General features: G+C 73.9%; 12 protein-coding genes. 8 read left to right on the top strand and 4 right to left on the bottom strand.

The annotated features are described in order from the left end of the window. The first annotated feature begins 83 nt into the window (after positions 1-83). The gene (gene cyc2 / locus D1J63_RS07710; RefSeq protein WP_125628306.1) at positions 84-2285 is read left to right on the top strand and encodes a germacradienol/geosmin synthase Cyc2; all 2202 of its coding nucleotides are present in this window, start codon (positions 84-86) and stop codon (positions 2283-2285) included. 75 nt (positions 2286-2360) lie between these two features. Continuing rightward, positions 2361-2987, top strand: coding sequence for a PDZ domain-containing protein (locus tag D1J63_RS07705; protein ID WP_164712758.1), 627 nt, complete (start codon positions 2361-2363; stop codon positions 2985-2987). Here the strand turns inward: D1J63_RS07705 and D1J63_RS07700 are convergent. Beyond that, on the bottom strand, positions 2980-3735 hold the full coding sequence (locus tag D1J63_RS07700) for a phosphodiesterase (RefSeq protein WP_206436758.1): 756 nt from the start codon (positions 3733-3735) through the stop codon (positions 2980-2982). The two genes, D1J63_RS07705 and D1J63_RS07700, sit on opposite strands and share 8 nt — an antisense overlap. Positions 3736-3918: 183 nt before the next feature. Between D1J63_RS07700 and D1J63_RS07695 the strand changes: the two genes are divergently transcribed. Together D1J63_RS07695 and D1J63_RS07690 are read left to right on the top strand one after the other, a co-directional pair. Beyond that, complete coding sequence (locus tag D1J63_RS07695; RefSeq protein ID WP_125628304.1) at positions 3919-5049, top strand: aminopeptidase P family protein; 1131 nt, start codon at positions 3919-3921, stop codon at positions 5047-5049. 55 nt (positions 5050-5104) lie between these two features. Continuing rightward, entirely contained in the window at positions 5105-6034 is a 930-nt protein-coding gene (locus D1J63_RS07690) for an aminoglycoside phosphotransferase family protein (protein ID WP_125628303.1), read from the top strand. A gap of 29 nt (positions 6035-6063) precedes the next feature. On the opposite strand, the gene treZ is transcribed toward D1J63_RS07690, so the two are convergent. From treZ to D1J63_RS07675, 3 genes are all read right to left on the bottom strand, one after another. Beyond that, positions 6064-7809, bottom strand: a complete 1746-nt coding sequence (gene treZ, locus D1J63_RS07685; protein WP_125628302.1) for a malto-oligosyltrehalose trehalohydrolase — start codon at positions 7807-7809, stop codon at positions 6064-6066. 154 nt (positions 7810-7963) lie between these two features. Next, entirely contained in the window at positions 7964-9043 is a 1080-nt protein-coding gene (locus D1J63_RS07680; RefSeq protein ID WP_164712757.1) for a DUF1152 domain-containing protein, read from the bottom strand. Continuing rightward, the gene (locus D1J63_RS07675; protein ID WP_125628300.1) at positions 9040-10482 is read right to left on the bottom strand and encodes a radical SAM protein; all 1443 of its coding nucleotides are present in this window, start codon (positions 10480-10482) and stop codon (positions 9040-9042) included. The genes D1J63_RS07680 and D1J63_RS07675 overlap by 4 nt, the downstream gene beginning before the upstream one ends. 214 nt (positions 10483-10696) lie before the next feature. Here D1J63_RS07675 and D1J63_RS07670 point away from each other — a divergent pair, with 214 nt between their 5' ends. The 4 genes from D1J63_RS07670 to D1J63_RS07655 are packed head-to-tail and all read left to right on the top strand — an operon-like array spanning position 10697 to position 15487. After that, positions 10697-11956, top strand: a complete 1260-nt coding sequence (locus D1J63_RS07670) for an ATP-grasp domain-containing protein (RefSeq protein WP_125628299.1) — start codon at positions 10697-10699, stop codon at positions 11954-11956. 23 nt (positions 11957-11979) lie between these two features. Further along, positions 11980-13221 carry an ATP-grasp domain-containing protein gene (locus tag D1J63_RS07665; protein ID WP_125628298.1) on the top strand — a complete coding sequence of 414 codons (1242 nt, stop codon included), beginning with the start codon at positions 11980-11982 and terminating at the stop codon, positions 13219-13221. After that, a complete protein-coding gene (locus tag D1J63_RS07660) occupies positions 13218-14465 on the top strand; it encodes an MFS transporter (protein WP_125628297.1) in 1248 nt (415 codons plus the stop codon). The genes D1J63_RS07665 and D1J63_RS07660 overlap by 4 nt, the downstream gene beginning before the upstream one ends. Further along, on the top strand, positions 14462-15487 hold the full coding sequence (locus D1J63_RS07655; RefSeq protein ID WP_125628296.1) for a GNAT family N-acetyltransferase: 1026 nt from the start codon (positions 14462-14464) through the stop codon (positions 15485-15487). The genes D1J63_RS07660 and D1J63_RS07655 overlap by 4 nt, the downstream gene beginning before the upstream one ends. Positions 15488-15499 lie beyond the last annotated feature (12 nt).

The following is a 15499-nucleotide window of genomic DNA, read 5'->3' as shown; positions in this document are numbered from 1 at the left end:
CGCATTCCGGGCCGATTCACGCGATGGTGTGATCATGTGTCGCCCGGTGGATGCCTCCCGAGGGCCCTGGGTAGTGCCCGGCCATGACGCAACAGCCCTTCCGACTCCCGCACTTCTACCTGCCGCATCCCGCGCGGCTCAACCCGCATCTCGACGAGGCCCGCGCCCACTCGACGACGTGGGCGCGCGAGATGGGCATGCTGGAGGGCTCCGGGGTCTGGGAGCAGTCCGACCTCGACGCCCACGACTACGGCCTGCTGTGCGCCTACACCCACCCCGACTGCGACGGGCCGGCGCTCTCCCTCATCACCGACTGGTACGTGTGGGTCTTCTTCTTCGACGACCACTTCCTGGAGAAGTTCAAACGCAGCCAGGACCGTCTCGCCGGCAAGGCCCACCTGGACCGGCTCCCCCTGTTCATGCCGCTCGACGACGCCGCCGAGATGCCCGAGCCGGAGAACCCGGTCGAGGCCGGCCTCGCCGACCTGTGGACCCGCACCGTGCCCGCGATGTCGGCCGACTGGCGCCGCCGCTTCGCCGTCGCCACCGAGCACCTGCTCAACGAGTCCATGTGGGAGCTGTCCAACATCAACGAGGGGCGCGTCGCCAACCCCGTCGAGTACATCGAGATGCGCCGCAAGGTGGGCGGCGCCCCCTGGTCGGCCGGGCTCGTCGAGTACGCGACCGCCGAAGTGCCCGCAGCCGTCGCCGGGTCCAGGCCGCTCAGGGTGCTCATGGAGACGTTCTCCGACGCCGTGCACCTGCGCAACGACCTCTTCTCCTACCAGCGGGAGGTCGAGGACGAGGGGGAGCTGAGCAACGGGGTGCTGGTCCTGGAGACCTTCTTCGGCTGCACCACCCAGGAGGCCGCCGAGCTGGTCAACGACGTCCTCACCTCCCGGCTGCACCAGTTCGAGCACACGGCGTTCACCGAGGTGCCCGCCGTCGCCCTGGAGAACGGCCTGACCCCGCCGGAACTCGCCGCCGTCGCCGCGTACACGAAGGGCCTGCAGGACTGGCAGTCCGGCGGCCACGAATGGCACATGCGCTCCAGCCGCTACATGAACAAGGGCGAGCGTCCGGCGGCGGGTTGGGAGGCGCTGACCGGACCCGGCACCTCCGCCGCCGACGTCGGCGCGCTGCTCGCCGCGACGGTCGCCCAGCGGGCCCGCCCCTACACCAACGTGCCCTTCCGGAGGGTCGGCCCGTCGATCATCCCCGACATCCGCATGCCCTACCCGCTGGAGCTGAGCCCCGCCCTGGAGGGCGCCCGGCGGCATCTGTCCGAGTGGTGCCTGCGGATGGGCATCCTCAGCGAGGGCGTCTGGGACCAGGACAAGCTGGAGAGCTGCGACCTCCCCCTGTGCGCCGCCGGCCTCGACCCGGACGCCACCCAGGACCAACTCGACCTCGCCTCCGGCTGGCTGGCCTTCGGCACCTACGGCGACGACTACTACCCGCTGGTCTACGGCCACCGCCGTGACCTCGCCGCCGCCCGGCTGACCACCGCCCGCCTGTCGGCCTGCATGCCGCTCGACGGCGAGCCGGTCCCGCCGCCCGTCAACGCCATGGAACGCTCCCTGATCGACCTGTGGGTGCGCACGACGGCCGGCATGACGCCCGAGGAGCGGCGCCCGCTGAAGACGGCCGTCGACACGATGACCGAGTCCTGGGTGTGGGAGCTGTCCAACCAGATCCAGAACCGCGTCCCCGACCCGGTCGACTATCTGGAGATGCGCCGCGCCACCTTCGGCTCCGACCTCACCCTGGGCCTGTGCCGCGCCGGACACGGCCCGGCGGTGCCGCCCGAGGTCTACCGCAGCGGCCCCGTCCGCTCCCTGGAGAACGCGGCGATCGACTACGCCTGCCTGCTCAACGACGTCTTCTCCTACCAGAAGGAGATCGAGTACGAGGGCGAGATCCACAACGCGGTCCTCGTCGTGCAGAACTTCTTCGGCGTCGACTACCCGGCCGCCCTGGGCGTCGTGCAGGACCTGATGAACCAGCGCATGCGTCAGTTCGAGCACGTCGTCGCGCACGAACTGCCGGTCGTCTACGACGACTTCCAGCTCTCGGAAGAGGCGCGGACCGTCATGCACGGCTACGTCACCGACCTGCAGAACTGGATGGCCGGCATCCTCAACTGGCACCGGAACGTCCCGCGCTACAAGGCCGAGTACCTGGCGAGCCGCACCCACGGCTTCCTGCCGGACCGGATTCCGGCCGCGCCCGTGCCGGCCGTGCCGGTCCCGGTGCCGAGGAGCAGTCCCGTCCCGACGCCCTGACCGACGTTCAGTCTCACTCTTTCGTGGCTCGTCACGCGCCGATGCGCCGGGTAGAGCACCTGCCGGAGGCGATCCATGGAACAGACAGCGTTGCGTCCCAAGCCGATGCCCGGCCGGGACCCGGGGCCCGGCACCGAGCCCGACACCGGCCCGCGGCCCCAGGCCGGGCGCCGGCGCCGCCGGCGGCTCCTCACCCTGCTGCTCGGCGTGCTCACCGCCATCGTTCTCGTCCTCGCGGGCGTGGGGCTCGGCACGGTGGGCACCACGGTGATCGGCATGAGCAAGCTGGCCGAGCTGCAGCGGCAGGCGGGGGCACCGGGACCCGGCGCAGCGGCCGCGGACGGGCACGGACAGGGAGGAGGAGCCGGGGCGGGCACGGACACGCGGGCCGCCCCTGCGGACCCGGAGGGCGACGCGTCCCCCTCGGTGGCGCCGGCCGGCGCGACCCTCGGCGTGGAGGCCGTGGACGACGAGCGGCCCGGGGCCCGGGTCGTGGGGGTCCACGTGCCCGGCCCCGGGTACGCGGCGGGTCTGGTGCGGGGCGACGTCCTGCTGACGGTCGGGACGACCCGCGTCGACTCGGCCGCCGACCTCGCCCGCGCCGTGGCCCGCGCCGAGCCCGGCAAGGAGGTCAAGCTCACCGTGCGCCACAGGAGCGGCGGCTACCAGCAGCTGACGGCCGTACCGGGCGTCGTCACGTGACCGTGCGGAAGTGGCTCGTGAGCCGGTCGGCGTCGTCCAGCACGTGGTAGGCCAGCCCGACCGGCGCGTCCCGGTCCGCGACCTGGTCGCCCTCCCAGGGCAGCCGCAGCGTCCACGTCACCCCGGGGCCCACCACCAGCGGCCGTCCGGCGAACACGGTGGCGGCGGGCGTGTGGGCATGACCCGTGATCAGCCCGGCGATCCCCGGCCTCCGTGCCAGCAGCGCGGCCAGGCGCCCGGGCCGGCGCAGCCGGTAGGAGTCGGGCAGCGGGTGGTGCAGCGCCGCCGGCGGGTGGTGGAAGGCGAGCAGGGCCGGCATGTCGCCGTCGAGCCCGTCGAGCGACGCCTCGATCCAGCCGTACGTCTCCTCGTCCAGCTCCCCCTCGTCGCTGCCCGGGATGCTGGAGTCGCACATCAGGACCGCGCCGCCGTCGAAGACGTGCATGTCGTTGACGGGGCCGTCGGCGGCGGGACGGCCGAGCAGGGCCTTGCGGTAGGGGGCGCGGCTGTCGTGGTTGCCCGGGCAGGTGAGCACGGGGAACGGCGCGGAGCCGTCGCGCAGTCCCAGGACGCGGGCGGCCTCCTCGTACTCCGACTCCGTGCCGTGGTCCGCGATGTCCCCGGTCACCAGGAGCGCGTCCACCCGCCCCGGCAGCCGCCACAGCCGGTCGCGCACCCGCTCGGCGCGCTCCGTGGCCCGCGGGGTTCCGTCCAGGTGCAGATCACTGATGTGCGCGAGTACGAGCACGATGCCGGCCTCCTCCGGGCGCCCGAACCGCCACACGGCCGCGACGCCCCCGATGTTAATGCCTGCCCGTCATCCAACCATTAGCCGTGAGGGTCGATCAACGCCAATCGGCTCGCGTCGCCCCCGTCCTGAGGGCAGGATGCTGCCCGTGGTCCCTTCACTCTTCCGCCCCGGGAGGCGCGCATGACCGGCAGCAGGCCCGCCGTCCCCTTCACCGCCGACGACTACCGGGCCCGCATGGAGCGCGCCGCGCGTGCGGCCGCCGACGCGGGGCTGGCCGGGCTCCTGGTGGCCCCGGGCCCCGACCTGGTCTGGCTCACCGGTTACGCGCCGACGGCGGACACCGAACGCCTCACCCTGCTCGTCCTCGCCCCCGGTCGCGACCCGGTGCTCGTCGTCCCGACGCTGGAGGCCCCCGACGCCGCGAAGGCGGCCGGCGCGCCCGCTCTGACCCTGCGCGACTGGACCGACGGCAAGGACCCCTACGCGGCCACCGCCGCCCTCCTCGACGGGGCCGGACGGTTCGGCATCAGCGACAACGCCTGGGCCATGCACCTGCTGGCCCTCCAGCGCACCCTGCCCGGTACGTCCTACGCCTCCCTCACCGAGGCGCTGCCGATGCTCCGCGCCGTCAAGGACAGGGCGGAGCTGGAACTGCTGGCGGCGGCGGGCGCGGCCGCGGACGCCGCCTTCGAGGAGATCCGGAAGGTCCGCTTCGGCGGGCGCCGGGAGTCCGAGGTGGCCGCCGACCTCGCCGACCTGCTGCGCCGGTTCGGGCACTCCCAGGTCGATTTCACCATCGTCGCCTCGGGACCCAACGGCGCCAACCCGCACCACGAGGTCGGCGACCGCGTCATCGAGGACGGCGACATGATCGTCCTCGACTTCGGCGGCCTCAAGGACGGCTACGGCTCCGACACCTCCCGCACCGTCCACGTGGGCGGGCCCACGGACGAGGAGCGCCGGGTGCACGACCTGGTCCGCGAGGCGCAGGAGGCCGGTTTCCGTGCGGTGCGGCCGGGCGCCGCCTGCCAGGACGTCGACCGGGCCGCCCGCGCCGTCATCGCCGACGCCGGCTACGGCGAGTACTTCATCCACCGCACCGGGCACGGCATCGGCGTCACCACCCACGAGCCGCCGTACATGATCGAGGGGGAGGAGCAGCCCCTCGTGCCCGGCATGTGCTTCTCCGTGGAGCCGGGCATCTATCTGCCCGGCCGTTTCGGGGTACGCATCGAGGACATCGTCACCGTCACCGAGGACGGTGGCAGGCGGTTCAACGACACCACGCGGGATCTGGTCCTGGTCGAGTGACCGGTGCCGGACGGACCCCGCAGACCCCGGCAGACCCGGAAGACGACGGCGCGACATGACCCAGGCACCGACACCCACCGCGGACACCGTCCGCCGACTGGTCCGCTCCCTGCTGGGCGGGAACACGGAACCCGACGTCCGGCCGGTCACCGAGGGCGGCGAACCCGACACGTGGTGGGTCGGCACCCGCCACGTCCTGCGGCTCGCCCCCGACCGGGAGACCGCGGTACGCAGACGCCGCGAACTGCGCCTGCGCGAACTGGTCCGGCCGTACGTCCCGGCCGCGCTGCCGGCCAGCGTGGCGCACGGCGAGTGGGCGCCGGGCCTCACCTACACGCTGGACGCCAAGGTGGCCGGCGGGTCGGGTGAGGACCACGCCGTCTCCGCCCTGGGCGAGGCGGACCTCGCGGCGCTGCTCACCGGCCTGCGCGAGGTACCCCTGCGGCAGGCCGAGACGCTCGGCGTGCCGAGGGCGGCCCCGCGCGCCCTGGAGACCCTGCGGCAGTCCGCCGAGCGCGCCGCCCGCCGCCTCGCCGCGGCCGACGAGTTCGACACCGCGCGGCCGGAGCGGCTCACCCGGGAGGCGGCGGCCCAGCTCGGCGTCCAGCCGGGCGCGGTCGTCCTCGTGCACCACGGGCTGAGCGGCGACCACCTCGTCGTCAGCGCCGACGGCCGGGTACGCGGCGTCCTCGGCTGGAGCGAGGCGGTCCTCGGCGACCCGGCCGAGGACATCGCCGGCCTCGCCCTGTCCGTCGGCTCACCGGCCGCCGTCCGCGCCGCCACCCTCGCCGGCTACGGAGCCCGGCCCTGCCTGCGCGGCCTGTGGCTGGCCCGTTGCGACGCCGTCGTCCGGCTCGCCCGGGCGCTGGACGACCGCCCCGGCGCGCTGCCCCTGCTCAGAACCCGGCTGCGACGGGCCTGGGAGCCGATCCTCCTGGAACGCGTGACGGAGCTGCGCGACGACGGCCCCGAGGACACCGCCTGACGGCACCGGGCCGCCCGCTCACCCGGCGCTCATTCCTGTACCAGCACCACGCTCGACTCACCCGGCACGCGCAGTATTCCGTTCTCGCCGGGGCCCTCCACCGGCTCCCACGCCGCCAGCACGCGCGCGGGGCGGTTGCCCAGCGGGATCGCCGCCGGTTCGGTGCCCAGGTTCACGGCCACCCGGATGTCGCCGCGCCGGAAGGCCAGCCAGCGCGCCGTGCCGTCGTACGCCACCCGGGTGTCGGCCAGGTCCGGGTCGGTCAGGTCCGGCTGCTCGGCGCGCAGGGCGATCAGCCGCCGGTACCAGTCCAGTACACGCGCGTGCGGCTCGCGCTCCGGCTCCGACCAGTCGAGACAGGAGCGCTCGCGCGTCGCCGGGTCCTGCGGGTCGGGCACGTCCTCCTCGCGCCAGCCGTGCGCGGCGAACTCCCGCCGCCTGCCGCTGCGCACCGCCTCGGCGAGCCGCGGGTCGGTGTGGTCGGTGAAGAACTGCCAGGGCGTGCCCGCCGCCCACTCCTCGCCCATGAACAGCATCGGCGTGAACGGCGCGGTCAGCGTCAGCGTGGCCGCGCAGGCGGCGAGCCCCGGGGACACCAGGGACGCCAGACGGTCTCCCTGGGCGCGGTTGCCGACCTGGTCGTGGGTCTGGCTGTAGCCGGTCAGCCGGTGCGCGGCCGTGCGGGCGCGGTCCAGCGCACGGCCGTGCGAACGGCCCCGGAAGGAGGAGTAGGTGCCGTCGTGGAAGTACCCCCGGGTCAGCGTCTTGGCGAGCGCGGCCAGCGGCTCGCGGGCGAAGTCGGCGTAGTAGCCCTGCGATTCCCCGGTCAGCGCGGCGTGCAGCGCGTGGTGGAAGTCGTCGTTCCACTGCGCGTGCACCCCCAGACCGCCCTCCGCGCGCGGGGTGACGATCCGCGGGTCGTTGAGGTCGGACTCGGCGATCAGGAACAGCGGCCGGTCCAGGTCGGCCGCCAGGCCGTCCACGGCGGTCGACAACTGCTCCAGGAAGTGGCACGCGCGCGTGTCGACCAGGGCGTGCACCGCGTCCAGGCGCAGCCCGTCGATCCGGTAGTCCCGCAGCCACGCCAGCGCGCTGTCCACCAGATACGCCCGCACCTCGTCGGAGCCGGGCGCGTCCAGGTTCACGGCGGCACCCCAGGGCGTGTGGTGGGTGTCGGTGAAGTACGGGCCGAAGGCGGGCAGGTAGTTGCCGGACGGGCCCAGGTGGTTGTGCACCACGTCCAGCACCACGCCGAGCCCGAGCTCGTGGGCCCGGTCGACGAACCGTTTCAGCGCCTCGGGCCCGCCGTACGGTTCGTGCACCGCCCACGGCGAGACCCCCTCGTACCCCCAGCCGTGCCGTCCGGGGAAGGGGCACAGGGGCATCAACTCGACGTGCGTGACGCCCAGTCGCACCAGGTGCTCGAGCCGTTCGGCGGCGGCGTCGAGGGTGCCCTCGGGGGTGTACGTCCCCACGTGCAGCTCGTACAGGACGCCGCCCGGCAGCGGACGCCCGGCCCAGTTGGCCCGCCACGCGTACCGGCCGTGGTCGACGACCGCGCTCAGCCCGTCGGGGCCGTCCGGCTGACGGCGCGAGCGCGGGTCCGGCAGCACCGGCCCGCCGTCCACCGCGAAGCCGTACCGCGAGCCGTCCTGCGCCTGAGCCTCACCGCACCACCACCCCGGCCGCTCCGGATCGCGCTCCAGCGCGCGTGTGGTGCCGTCGCACTGCAACGTCACCCGGCCGGCCTGCGGTGCCCACACCTCGAACTGCACGGACGGTTCCCCTTCGTCTGCGGCCCTGACCCGTCCATGGTCCTCCACCGTGGATCATTCCGCTGGGGATTCCTCCCGCGGCGGGTGTCGCGCCGCGGTACCCGGCCCCGCCGTCCGTTCACCGGAGGCACGGGACCGGGCACCTGGGCCGGCGTCAGGCCGGCCGGAGCAGCGGGGTGCCGATGCCCAGGACGGTGCGGAGGGCGGGGATGTCCACCCAGGTGAGGCCGAGGGTGCGCACGGCGAACCGGAGGGTGACGTGGTCGGCGCCGTCGGCCGCCTCGCGCAGGACCTTCCTGGCCGTGTCCCCGTCGAGGGAAGCGGCCCCCGCGACGGGCGGGTGCCGGTCCCGGCGGGACGGCGCGGTGGGCTCGCTCGCCAGCCCGTGGATCCCGGTGAGCCGGTGGGAGACGGCCGCCGCCGCCCGCAGGGTCGCCGGGCGTTCCTCGACGAGGGCCCGCGCGACCGGGTTGTGGTCGAGGGCCCGCGCGAGCGGCAGCGGGTACAGCCCCGGGGAGGCGTCGGTGAGCCGGACGGTGCCCTCGCGGACGGTGCGGACCGTGCCGCGGGCGCCCTGGAGGGACGCCGCCCACAGCGCGGAGGCCTCGGAAGGATGCCAGGCCAGTGCCCGGGAGGCGGCCGCCGCCGCGTCCCGGTCGGGGACGAGGGGTTCGCTTCCGGTGAGGCGTTCGAGGAGGGTCCGCTCCTCGATCTCGCCGTCGAGGCCGGGCCCCGCGACGTGGACGGTGGTGGGAATGCCGGTGAGGTGGCAGGCGGCGAGGGTGAGGGCATCCGTGAACGGGCTGCACAGGCCGGGCTCGTCGCCGTGGGTCAGGATGTCGCCGCCGATGTCCACGACGCGGATCCGGCCGCCCGCTGCCGCCGCCATGGCACCCAGCTGCCGCGCCAGGGCGGAGAGCCCCGCCGCCGGGTCGAGCAGCAGCAGCCGGGCGGGCAGGTCGCGGGCGAGCCCGGGCAGGGTGGATCCGGCCGGCGGACGTACGCGCGTGGCCGCGGTGAAGGCCGCGAAGCCGTCCCCGGCGCCCGCTCGGTGGACGAGCCCCTCGAAGTCCCCGCCCCCGAGAGCGGCGGCGGTGGGATCGACCTCGGGGCGCTCCCACGCGTAGGTGGCGACCAGCGGCGGACCGGACGCGTCGCCGCCGAGGGCGCGGGCCGCGATCAGGGTCCCCACGGGATCACCTCCGCCGCCCGCCGCGACGTACAGGTCGCTCACGTGGCGCCCTCGCGCAGGTCGACACCGGTGATCCGGACCGGCGCCGCCCCCATGTTCCGGCGGGCGCGCCCGTTCGCCGCGTGGAGCCTCTCGTAGTACTCGCGGTCGAGGTCCTTGACCGGGCCGGAGTAGAACATCCACGACAGGATGTCGCGGTACTTGAAGCCCTTGGGCGTCAGCTGGACCCGGTCGCCGAGGCGGTGCACGAGCCCGTTGGACTCCGCGGCGTCCAGGACGGGCTCGAACTCGGCGGCATGCCGCTGGTAGCCGAAGCGCTCCAGTTCCGACAGGTCGAGGTCGAACGTGTCGAGGACGAGCCGCTTGCGGAGGTTCTCCTCGGCGGTCAGTTCGAAGCCCGTGACGGGGGTCAGCTCGTGGTCGCGGGCCTTCCTGATGTAGTCGGCGACCTCGGCCGTCGAGGGCTTCACACTGCCGCACATGTAGTCGAGCACGCTGGTGTAGGAACGGGCGCCGACGCCCAGGCCGAGCAGCGGGACGCCGTGGAAGGTGAGCACCTTCTGCGCGTAGCCGCCCCGGCCGGGCTTCTTGTAGCGGACGGAGCCCTCCTGGACGTACCCGTGCTCCAGGAACACCTGGCGGGCGTAGTCGTAGCGCTCGTACAACTCGGGCTGCCACATGTACTGGTAGGCGCCGGTCTTGGAGAACCAGGCGTCCGGCCGCACGGTGAGGAAGTAGGTGCTGACGGTGGTGGGCCGGAGCGCGGCCAGTTCGTCCACGCTCTGGCGCCAGGTCTCGGGGGTCTGCCCGGCGAAGCCCATGATCAGGTCGGTGGACAGGTCCGGCAGGCCGAGTTCGTGCGCGGTGTGGACGGCGCGCCGGATGACGTCCTCGTCCTCGCCGCCGCGGCCCGCCTCGCGGATCTCGCGCGGCACGAGGGACTGGATGCCGACGTTGGCCCGGGTCAGGCCCATGTCGATGAGGGCCTTGAACTCGTCGGGTGCGTCGGCGATCGAGGACGGGGTCGCTTCGACGGCCACCTCCTCGGCCGTGGAGCGCCAGTTCGGGTAGACCTCGCCGAGGGTGGTGAAGATCTGCTCGAAGTGGCGGGGCCGTAGCAGCGCGGGAGTGCCGCCCCCGATGTAGACGGTGCGCAACCGCCGGGCCCGGATGATCTCCGCGTGATCACGGATCTGGGTGCACAGGGCCTCGGTGTAGGCGTCGTAGACGTCCTCGTCGGTGCTGATGACGGTGTACAGGTTGCAGAACCCGCATTTGCGGTCGCAGAAGGGTACGTGGAGATAGAGATTGAGTTCCGGGACCTGGTGGTTGGCCAGGTCCGCCGCCCACACGCCGGGGACGGTCCACCTGCCCTCGGGAAGGGGGCGGTACGCGGAGCGGGGCGGGTAGGAGTACTGGTAGGGCGGGATCACTCCCTGGTCGATGTGGTCGGCGAGTTGGCGGTGCAGACTGCTGGTCACCTGTTGCCTTTCCCGGGTGGAGGAGTGTGGTTCCTGCCGCCCGGCGATCCGACCACGGGGCGCGTGCCCGGTTCCATCAGGTGGGCGCACCAAATACCCCGGCCCTACTTGCCAGTTCCTTGGCACTTGCTCCAAAAGCCCACGTCGGAAAGCCAGTTGGTTTCGTCCATCGGGCCCATAGCCGCTGTGGCCGCCCCGCCGCTTTGCTGGTGGAATGACATTCTCGACGGGCCCGCGCGGGCCGGGCGTGCTGGTGATCGAGCCGATGGGGAACGCGGGACGCTTCCTCGTCGAGGCGGCCGACCGGCTGGGGGTGCGGTTGTACGCGGCCACCCACAAGGACGTCCACGACGGCTACCCGGACTGGTTGCGTACCGCCCTGGCCGGGGTGTGCGCGACGGACCTGACGGACGTCCCGAGGGCCCTGGGGGACATGGCGGCCTTCTGCCGGGAGCATGCCGTCGCGGGGATCGCGGCCTGCTTCGAGTTGTTCACTCCGCTCGCCGCGCTCCTCGCCCGGCGGGTCGGCCTGCCCGGCAACGACCCCCGGCTCGCGCACGCGGCCCGGAACAAGATCCGCATGGGGGAGGCGTTCGCCGCCGACGCGATCCCCGCCCCCCGCTGGGCGGTCGTGCACGACGCGGCCGAAGCCCACCGGGTGGCGCGGGAACGGCGGGACGGTCTCGGATGGCCGCTGGTGGTGAAGCCCGCGGAGCAGGGCGGCTCCTGGGGCGTGTCCGTGGTCGACGGCCCGGACCGGCTCGGCGACGCCGTCGACGCGGCCCGGCGGTACACCCGCGCCCTGCCCCACGGCCTGGAACTCGACCCGAGGGTGCTGCTGCAGGAGTACGTCGCGGGGGAGGAGTACTCCTGCGACACGGTGGTCGCGTCCGGGGTGGCCTACCCGCTGCCGGTCGTCAGGAAGGACACCACCGGGGGCCGGTACCGCGTCGAGACCGGACACACCTGCCCCTCCGGCCTGCCCGCGCCGGTGGCCGCGCAGGTGCGGCACACGGCGGCTCGGGCGGCGCTCGCCGTCGGCGTGCGCAACGGGATCGCGCACACGGAGGTGAAGATCCCCCCGGGCACCGGGACGCCGTACGTCATCGAGACCGGCGCCCGGCTTCCGGGCGACAACCTGTGCGAGGTCGTCGAGGCCGCGACGGGCGTGAGCGAGGCCGTGGCCCATCTCCGGGCCGTGCTCGGCCTCGTCCCCGACACCGTCCCCCGGCGTGCGGACGCGGCGGCGATCAGGTTCCTGCTGCCCGAACACGGCGGGGTGCTGCGGCGGGTGGACATCCCCGACCTGCCCGGCACCCACAGCGAGGTGCATCTCCGGCCCGGGGACGCGGTGCCCGAGCCGGCCGACTCGACGTGCCGGATCGGGCACGTGGTGGCCCGGGCGGAGACCCCGGACCGGGCCGGCGCGCTGGCCGACCGGGTGGTCGCCCGGTCCCGAGTGGAAGTGGGCTGACACGGATGCGGAAGATCGCGTTCATGCGTTCCGCGCACATCCGGCGGGCCGACCCCTACATCCAGCGCGCCGTGCGCGAACTCGCGGCCGAGGGGATCGAGGCCGGGCTGTTCCACACCGGCGGCCCCGCGGCCGACGACGACTTCCCCGGCCACCGGGAACGACTCGGCCGGGAGGTGACGCCGAGGGAGCTGGCGGACGCGGTCGCCGCCTGGGGGGCGGACGCCGCGGTGTCGATCTCGCTGCCGTGCGAGAACGCCGTCCGCGACGCCGCGGCCAAGGCGTTCCTGGACGCGGCCGGCATCCCGACGGTCATGACCCCGCTCGCGGCCACCCTGCTGCTGGTGGACAAGTGGGAGACCAAACGGCTCTGCGCACGGGCGGGGCTGCACGTGCCCGACGGGTTCCGCGTCGACTCCGACCTCCTCGGGGGACGGGGGCTCCCCGTGCCCGGCTACCGCGACGCGCTGCGCGTGCAGGCCGGACGCATCGGCTACCCGCTGATGTCGAAGCCTGTCTGGGACTCGACCAGCATGGGCATCCGCACCCTGCGCTCACCCGCCGACCTCGACACCCACCTCGCCCCGGACCCGGACAGGGTGTCCACGGTGGTGGAACAGGTGATCGAGGGCGATCTGTGCAGCGTGGACATCGTGGGCCGCCCCGGCTCCTACCGGGTCCTGCCCCTGTGCTGGACCGGACGCGCCGGGGCTAAACCGGTGTTCACCTTCGCGGACCTGCGGTGGTGCGGTCCCCGCGAGACGCCGGACGCCGCGTTCGCCGAAGTCGCCCGCACCCTGGTCGGTCTCTGCGGGGACCTCGGCGTCCACGGGTCGGTCAACGTCGACATGATCTGGACCGGTGACCGGTTCGTCGTCCTGGAGGTCAACCCGCGCATCGGCGGCGCCACCACCCTGTCGTGCGCCGCGTCCGGCACCAACACCTTCACCTCCCTCGCCCGCATGGCCCGCGGCCTTCCCGTCCCCGGTGGCACGGCACCGCGGACCGGCTGGGCGATCGAGTTCCTGGCCGCCGACGGTACCCCGCCCGGGGCACTGGCCGAACTCCGGCGGCGCGTGCCGGTGGTGACCGCGCACGAGCTGGTCATCGACGGCGCCTCCCACGGCGACATCGTCGTGTTCCGCCTCGCCGAGGGCGACGAGGAGCCGACCGTCGAGGCCCTGGCGGAGCTGCACGAGACGTCCGGATTCCCCGCGGCCGGTGTCATGGCCAAGATCGGCTCCCTGCTGGACGTGCGCCGGTGACCGCGCCCGCGGACGCCCGCCGCCCCCGTACCGCGCGGCGCCTCGGCCTGCCCGAGCTGCGCGGCCAGGGCCTGTTCGTCACCGGCAACCTGATCGACTCCGTCGGCAACGGCATGCTGCTGCCCCTGGGACTCCTCTACTGCACCGAGGTCCTGAACCTGCCCCTGGCCCGGGTGGGCGTGGCCATGACGGCCGGTCAGGCGCTGGCCCTGCCCGTCACGTTCCTCGCCGGACGCCTCATGGACCGTGTCGGACCGGGGCGCGTCGTCGTGTGGGCGAACATCCTCTCCGCCGCCGGGTTCGCCCTGTTCCTGTGCGCCCGCCAGCCGTGGCACATTGCCTGCGTCCACCTGCTCGTACAGGCCGGCATCAACATGTACTTCACCGCGCAGCGCACCCTGATCATCCACGTCGCCCCGGCCGAGCATCGCGCCTGGTTCGCGTTCACCGGCTCGCTGCGCAACATCGGGCTCGCCGCCGGAGCCGGCGCGGCGGCCGGAGCGCTGAGCCTGTTCGGCACCGGATCGCTGCGCTGGCTGATCGCCGTGGACGCCGCGACCTACCTGCTGGCGGCCGCCTGTTTCGCCACCCTCACCCTCACCCCGCCGAAACCGGACGGCGCACCGCCGGACGACCCCGTGACCAGGTCGGGCCACACCCGCCGCTACCTCGTGCTCGTGGCCGTCAACATCCCCTACGTCCTCGCCCAGGCCCTCCTCTCCGTGCTCGTCGCCGTCTACACCACCCGCGCCCTGGACCTCCCCGCCTCGGCCGCCAGCCTGCTGTTCGCCGTCAACACCCTCATCGTCTCCGCGTGCTCGACCGTCGTCACCGCGCACCTGGCCCCCAAGGTGCCCCGGCGCGCCGTGTCCACCGGCTACCTGATCATGACGGCGGGCATGGGGGCGTTCGCGCTGCCCGCCCTCCCCGGCGCCACCGCCGCCGCCTGGGCGGCCCTGGTCGCCGCGATCGTCCTCTTCAGCGTGGCGGAGATCCTGCTCGGCCCCGCGCTGAGCGAACTGTCGGTGACCCTCACGCCCCAGGCGGCCGGCGGCTTCACCCAGGGCCTCTACCAGTTCTCCTGGGCCGTCGGCATGGTCGCCGCCCCCGCCCTGTTCACCCTGCTGCTGGAGACCGACCCTCTCCTGCCGTGGGGCTTCGAGGCCGCCGCCTGCCTGATCGCCCTGTTCGCCGCCCCGGCCCTCACCACCGCCGACCGCCCCGGCCGAAGGAGCCCCAGTTGATCACGAGCGTCGTCGACTCCCTCCACGACCTGCCCGCCGCGGAGTGGGAGCACCTCGCCCGGCCGGCCGGGCTCTACCTCTCCCACCGGTGGCTGGTCGGTGAGGAGTCGGACGCCACCGCCACCGCCGCGTACGCCCTCGTACGGGACCGCGGCGGCACCCTGCTCGCCGCCGCACCCCTCTATCTGGTGCGGGACGAGCCGAACGACCGCTACCGGCCCGAGACCGTACTGCCCCCTCACCTGCGGCCCCGCGTGATCGCCGGCGCCCGTCGCGGCTACCACAACACCCCGCTCACCCGTCCCGGACTCGCCCCCGCGGACCGCGACGCCTGCCTCGTCCTCCTCCGGGACACCGCACGCCGCTTCGCGGCCGGCCACGGCACCACCCACTGGTGGCCCTACCTCACCGCCCGGGCCGCGACCCGACTCGCGCCGCTCTACCCCGGCCCGCCCCTCCACCTGGAGGACGACGCCCTCATCCCCCTGCCCGGCACGGACTTCGACGACTACGTCGCCGCACTGCCCGCACGGCGCCGGGCCGGCGTCCGCCGCGAACGACGCGACTTCGCCGCCGCCCTCCCCGTACGCCGGCACCTGCTCGCGGACTGCTTCGAGGAGGCGGGAGCGCTCCTCGCCGGACACCAGCAGGGCCACGGACACGACCGTGACGGCGTCGACGCGATGACCACCCTGCTCGAACGCCAGGCCGCGACCATGGGCACCGAGGCCCGGGTGGTCGCCGCCCACGAGCGGGACCGCATGATCGCCTTCTGCCTCTACTACCACTACGGAGCCACCACATGGATCCGCGCGGTCGCCCACGACCGCGAACACCCCGCGCCCCACCTCTACTTCAACCTCATGTACTACCTCCCCATCGAGGACGCCTACGCCCACGGCACCACGGCCCTGCACGCGGGCATGACCACGATCGAGGCCAAGCGGCGCCGCGGCGCCCGCGTGTCCGCGCTGTACGCCGTGGCCGACGAGCCGTCGTCTGGACACCCCGGCCCCCGCTGACCGACAATCAGC

Source organism: Streptomyces sp. KPB2, from assembly GCF_003950055.1.
GTDB classification, from domain to species: Bacteria; Actinomycetota; Actinomycetes; order Streptomycetales; family Streptomycetaceae; genus Streptomyces; species Streptomyces salinarius.
Note: the sequence above shows the minus strand (reverse complement) of the source record. Positions and strands in the feature narration are given on the sequence as shown.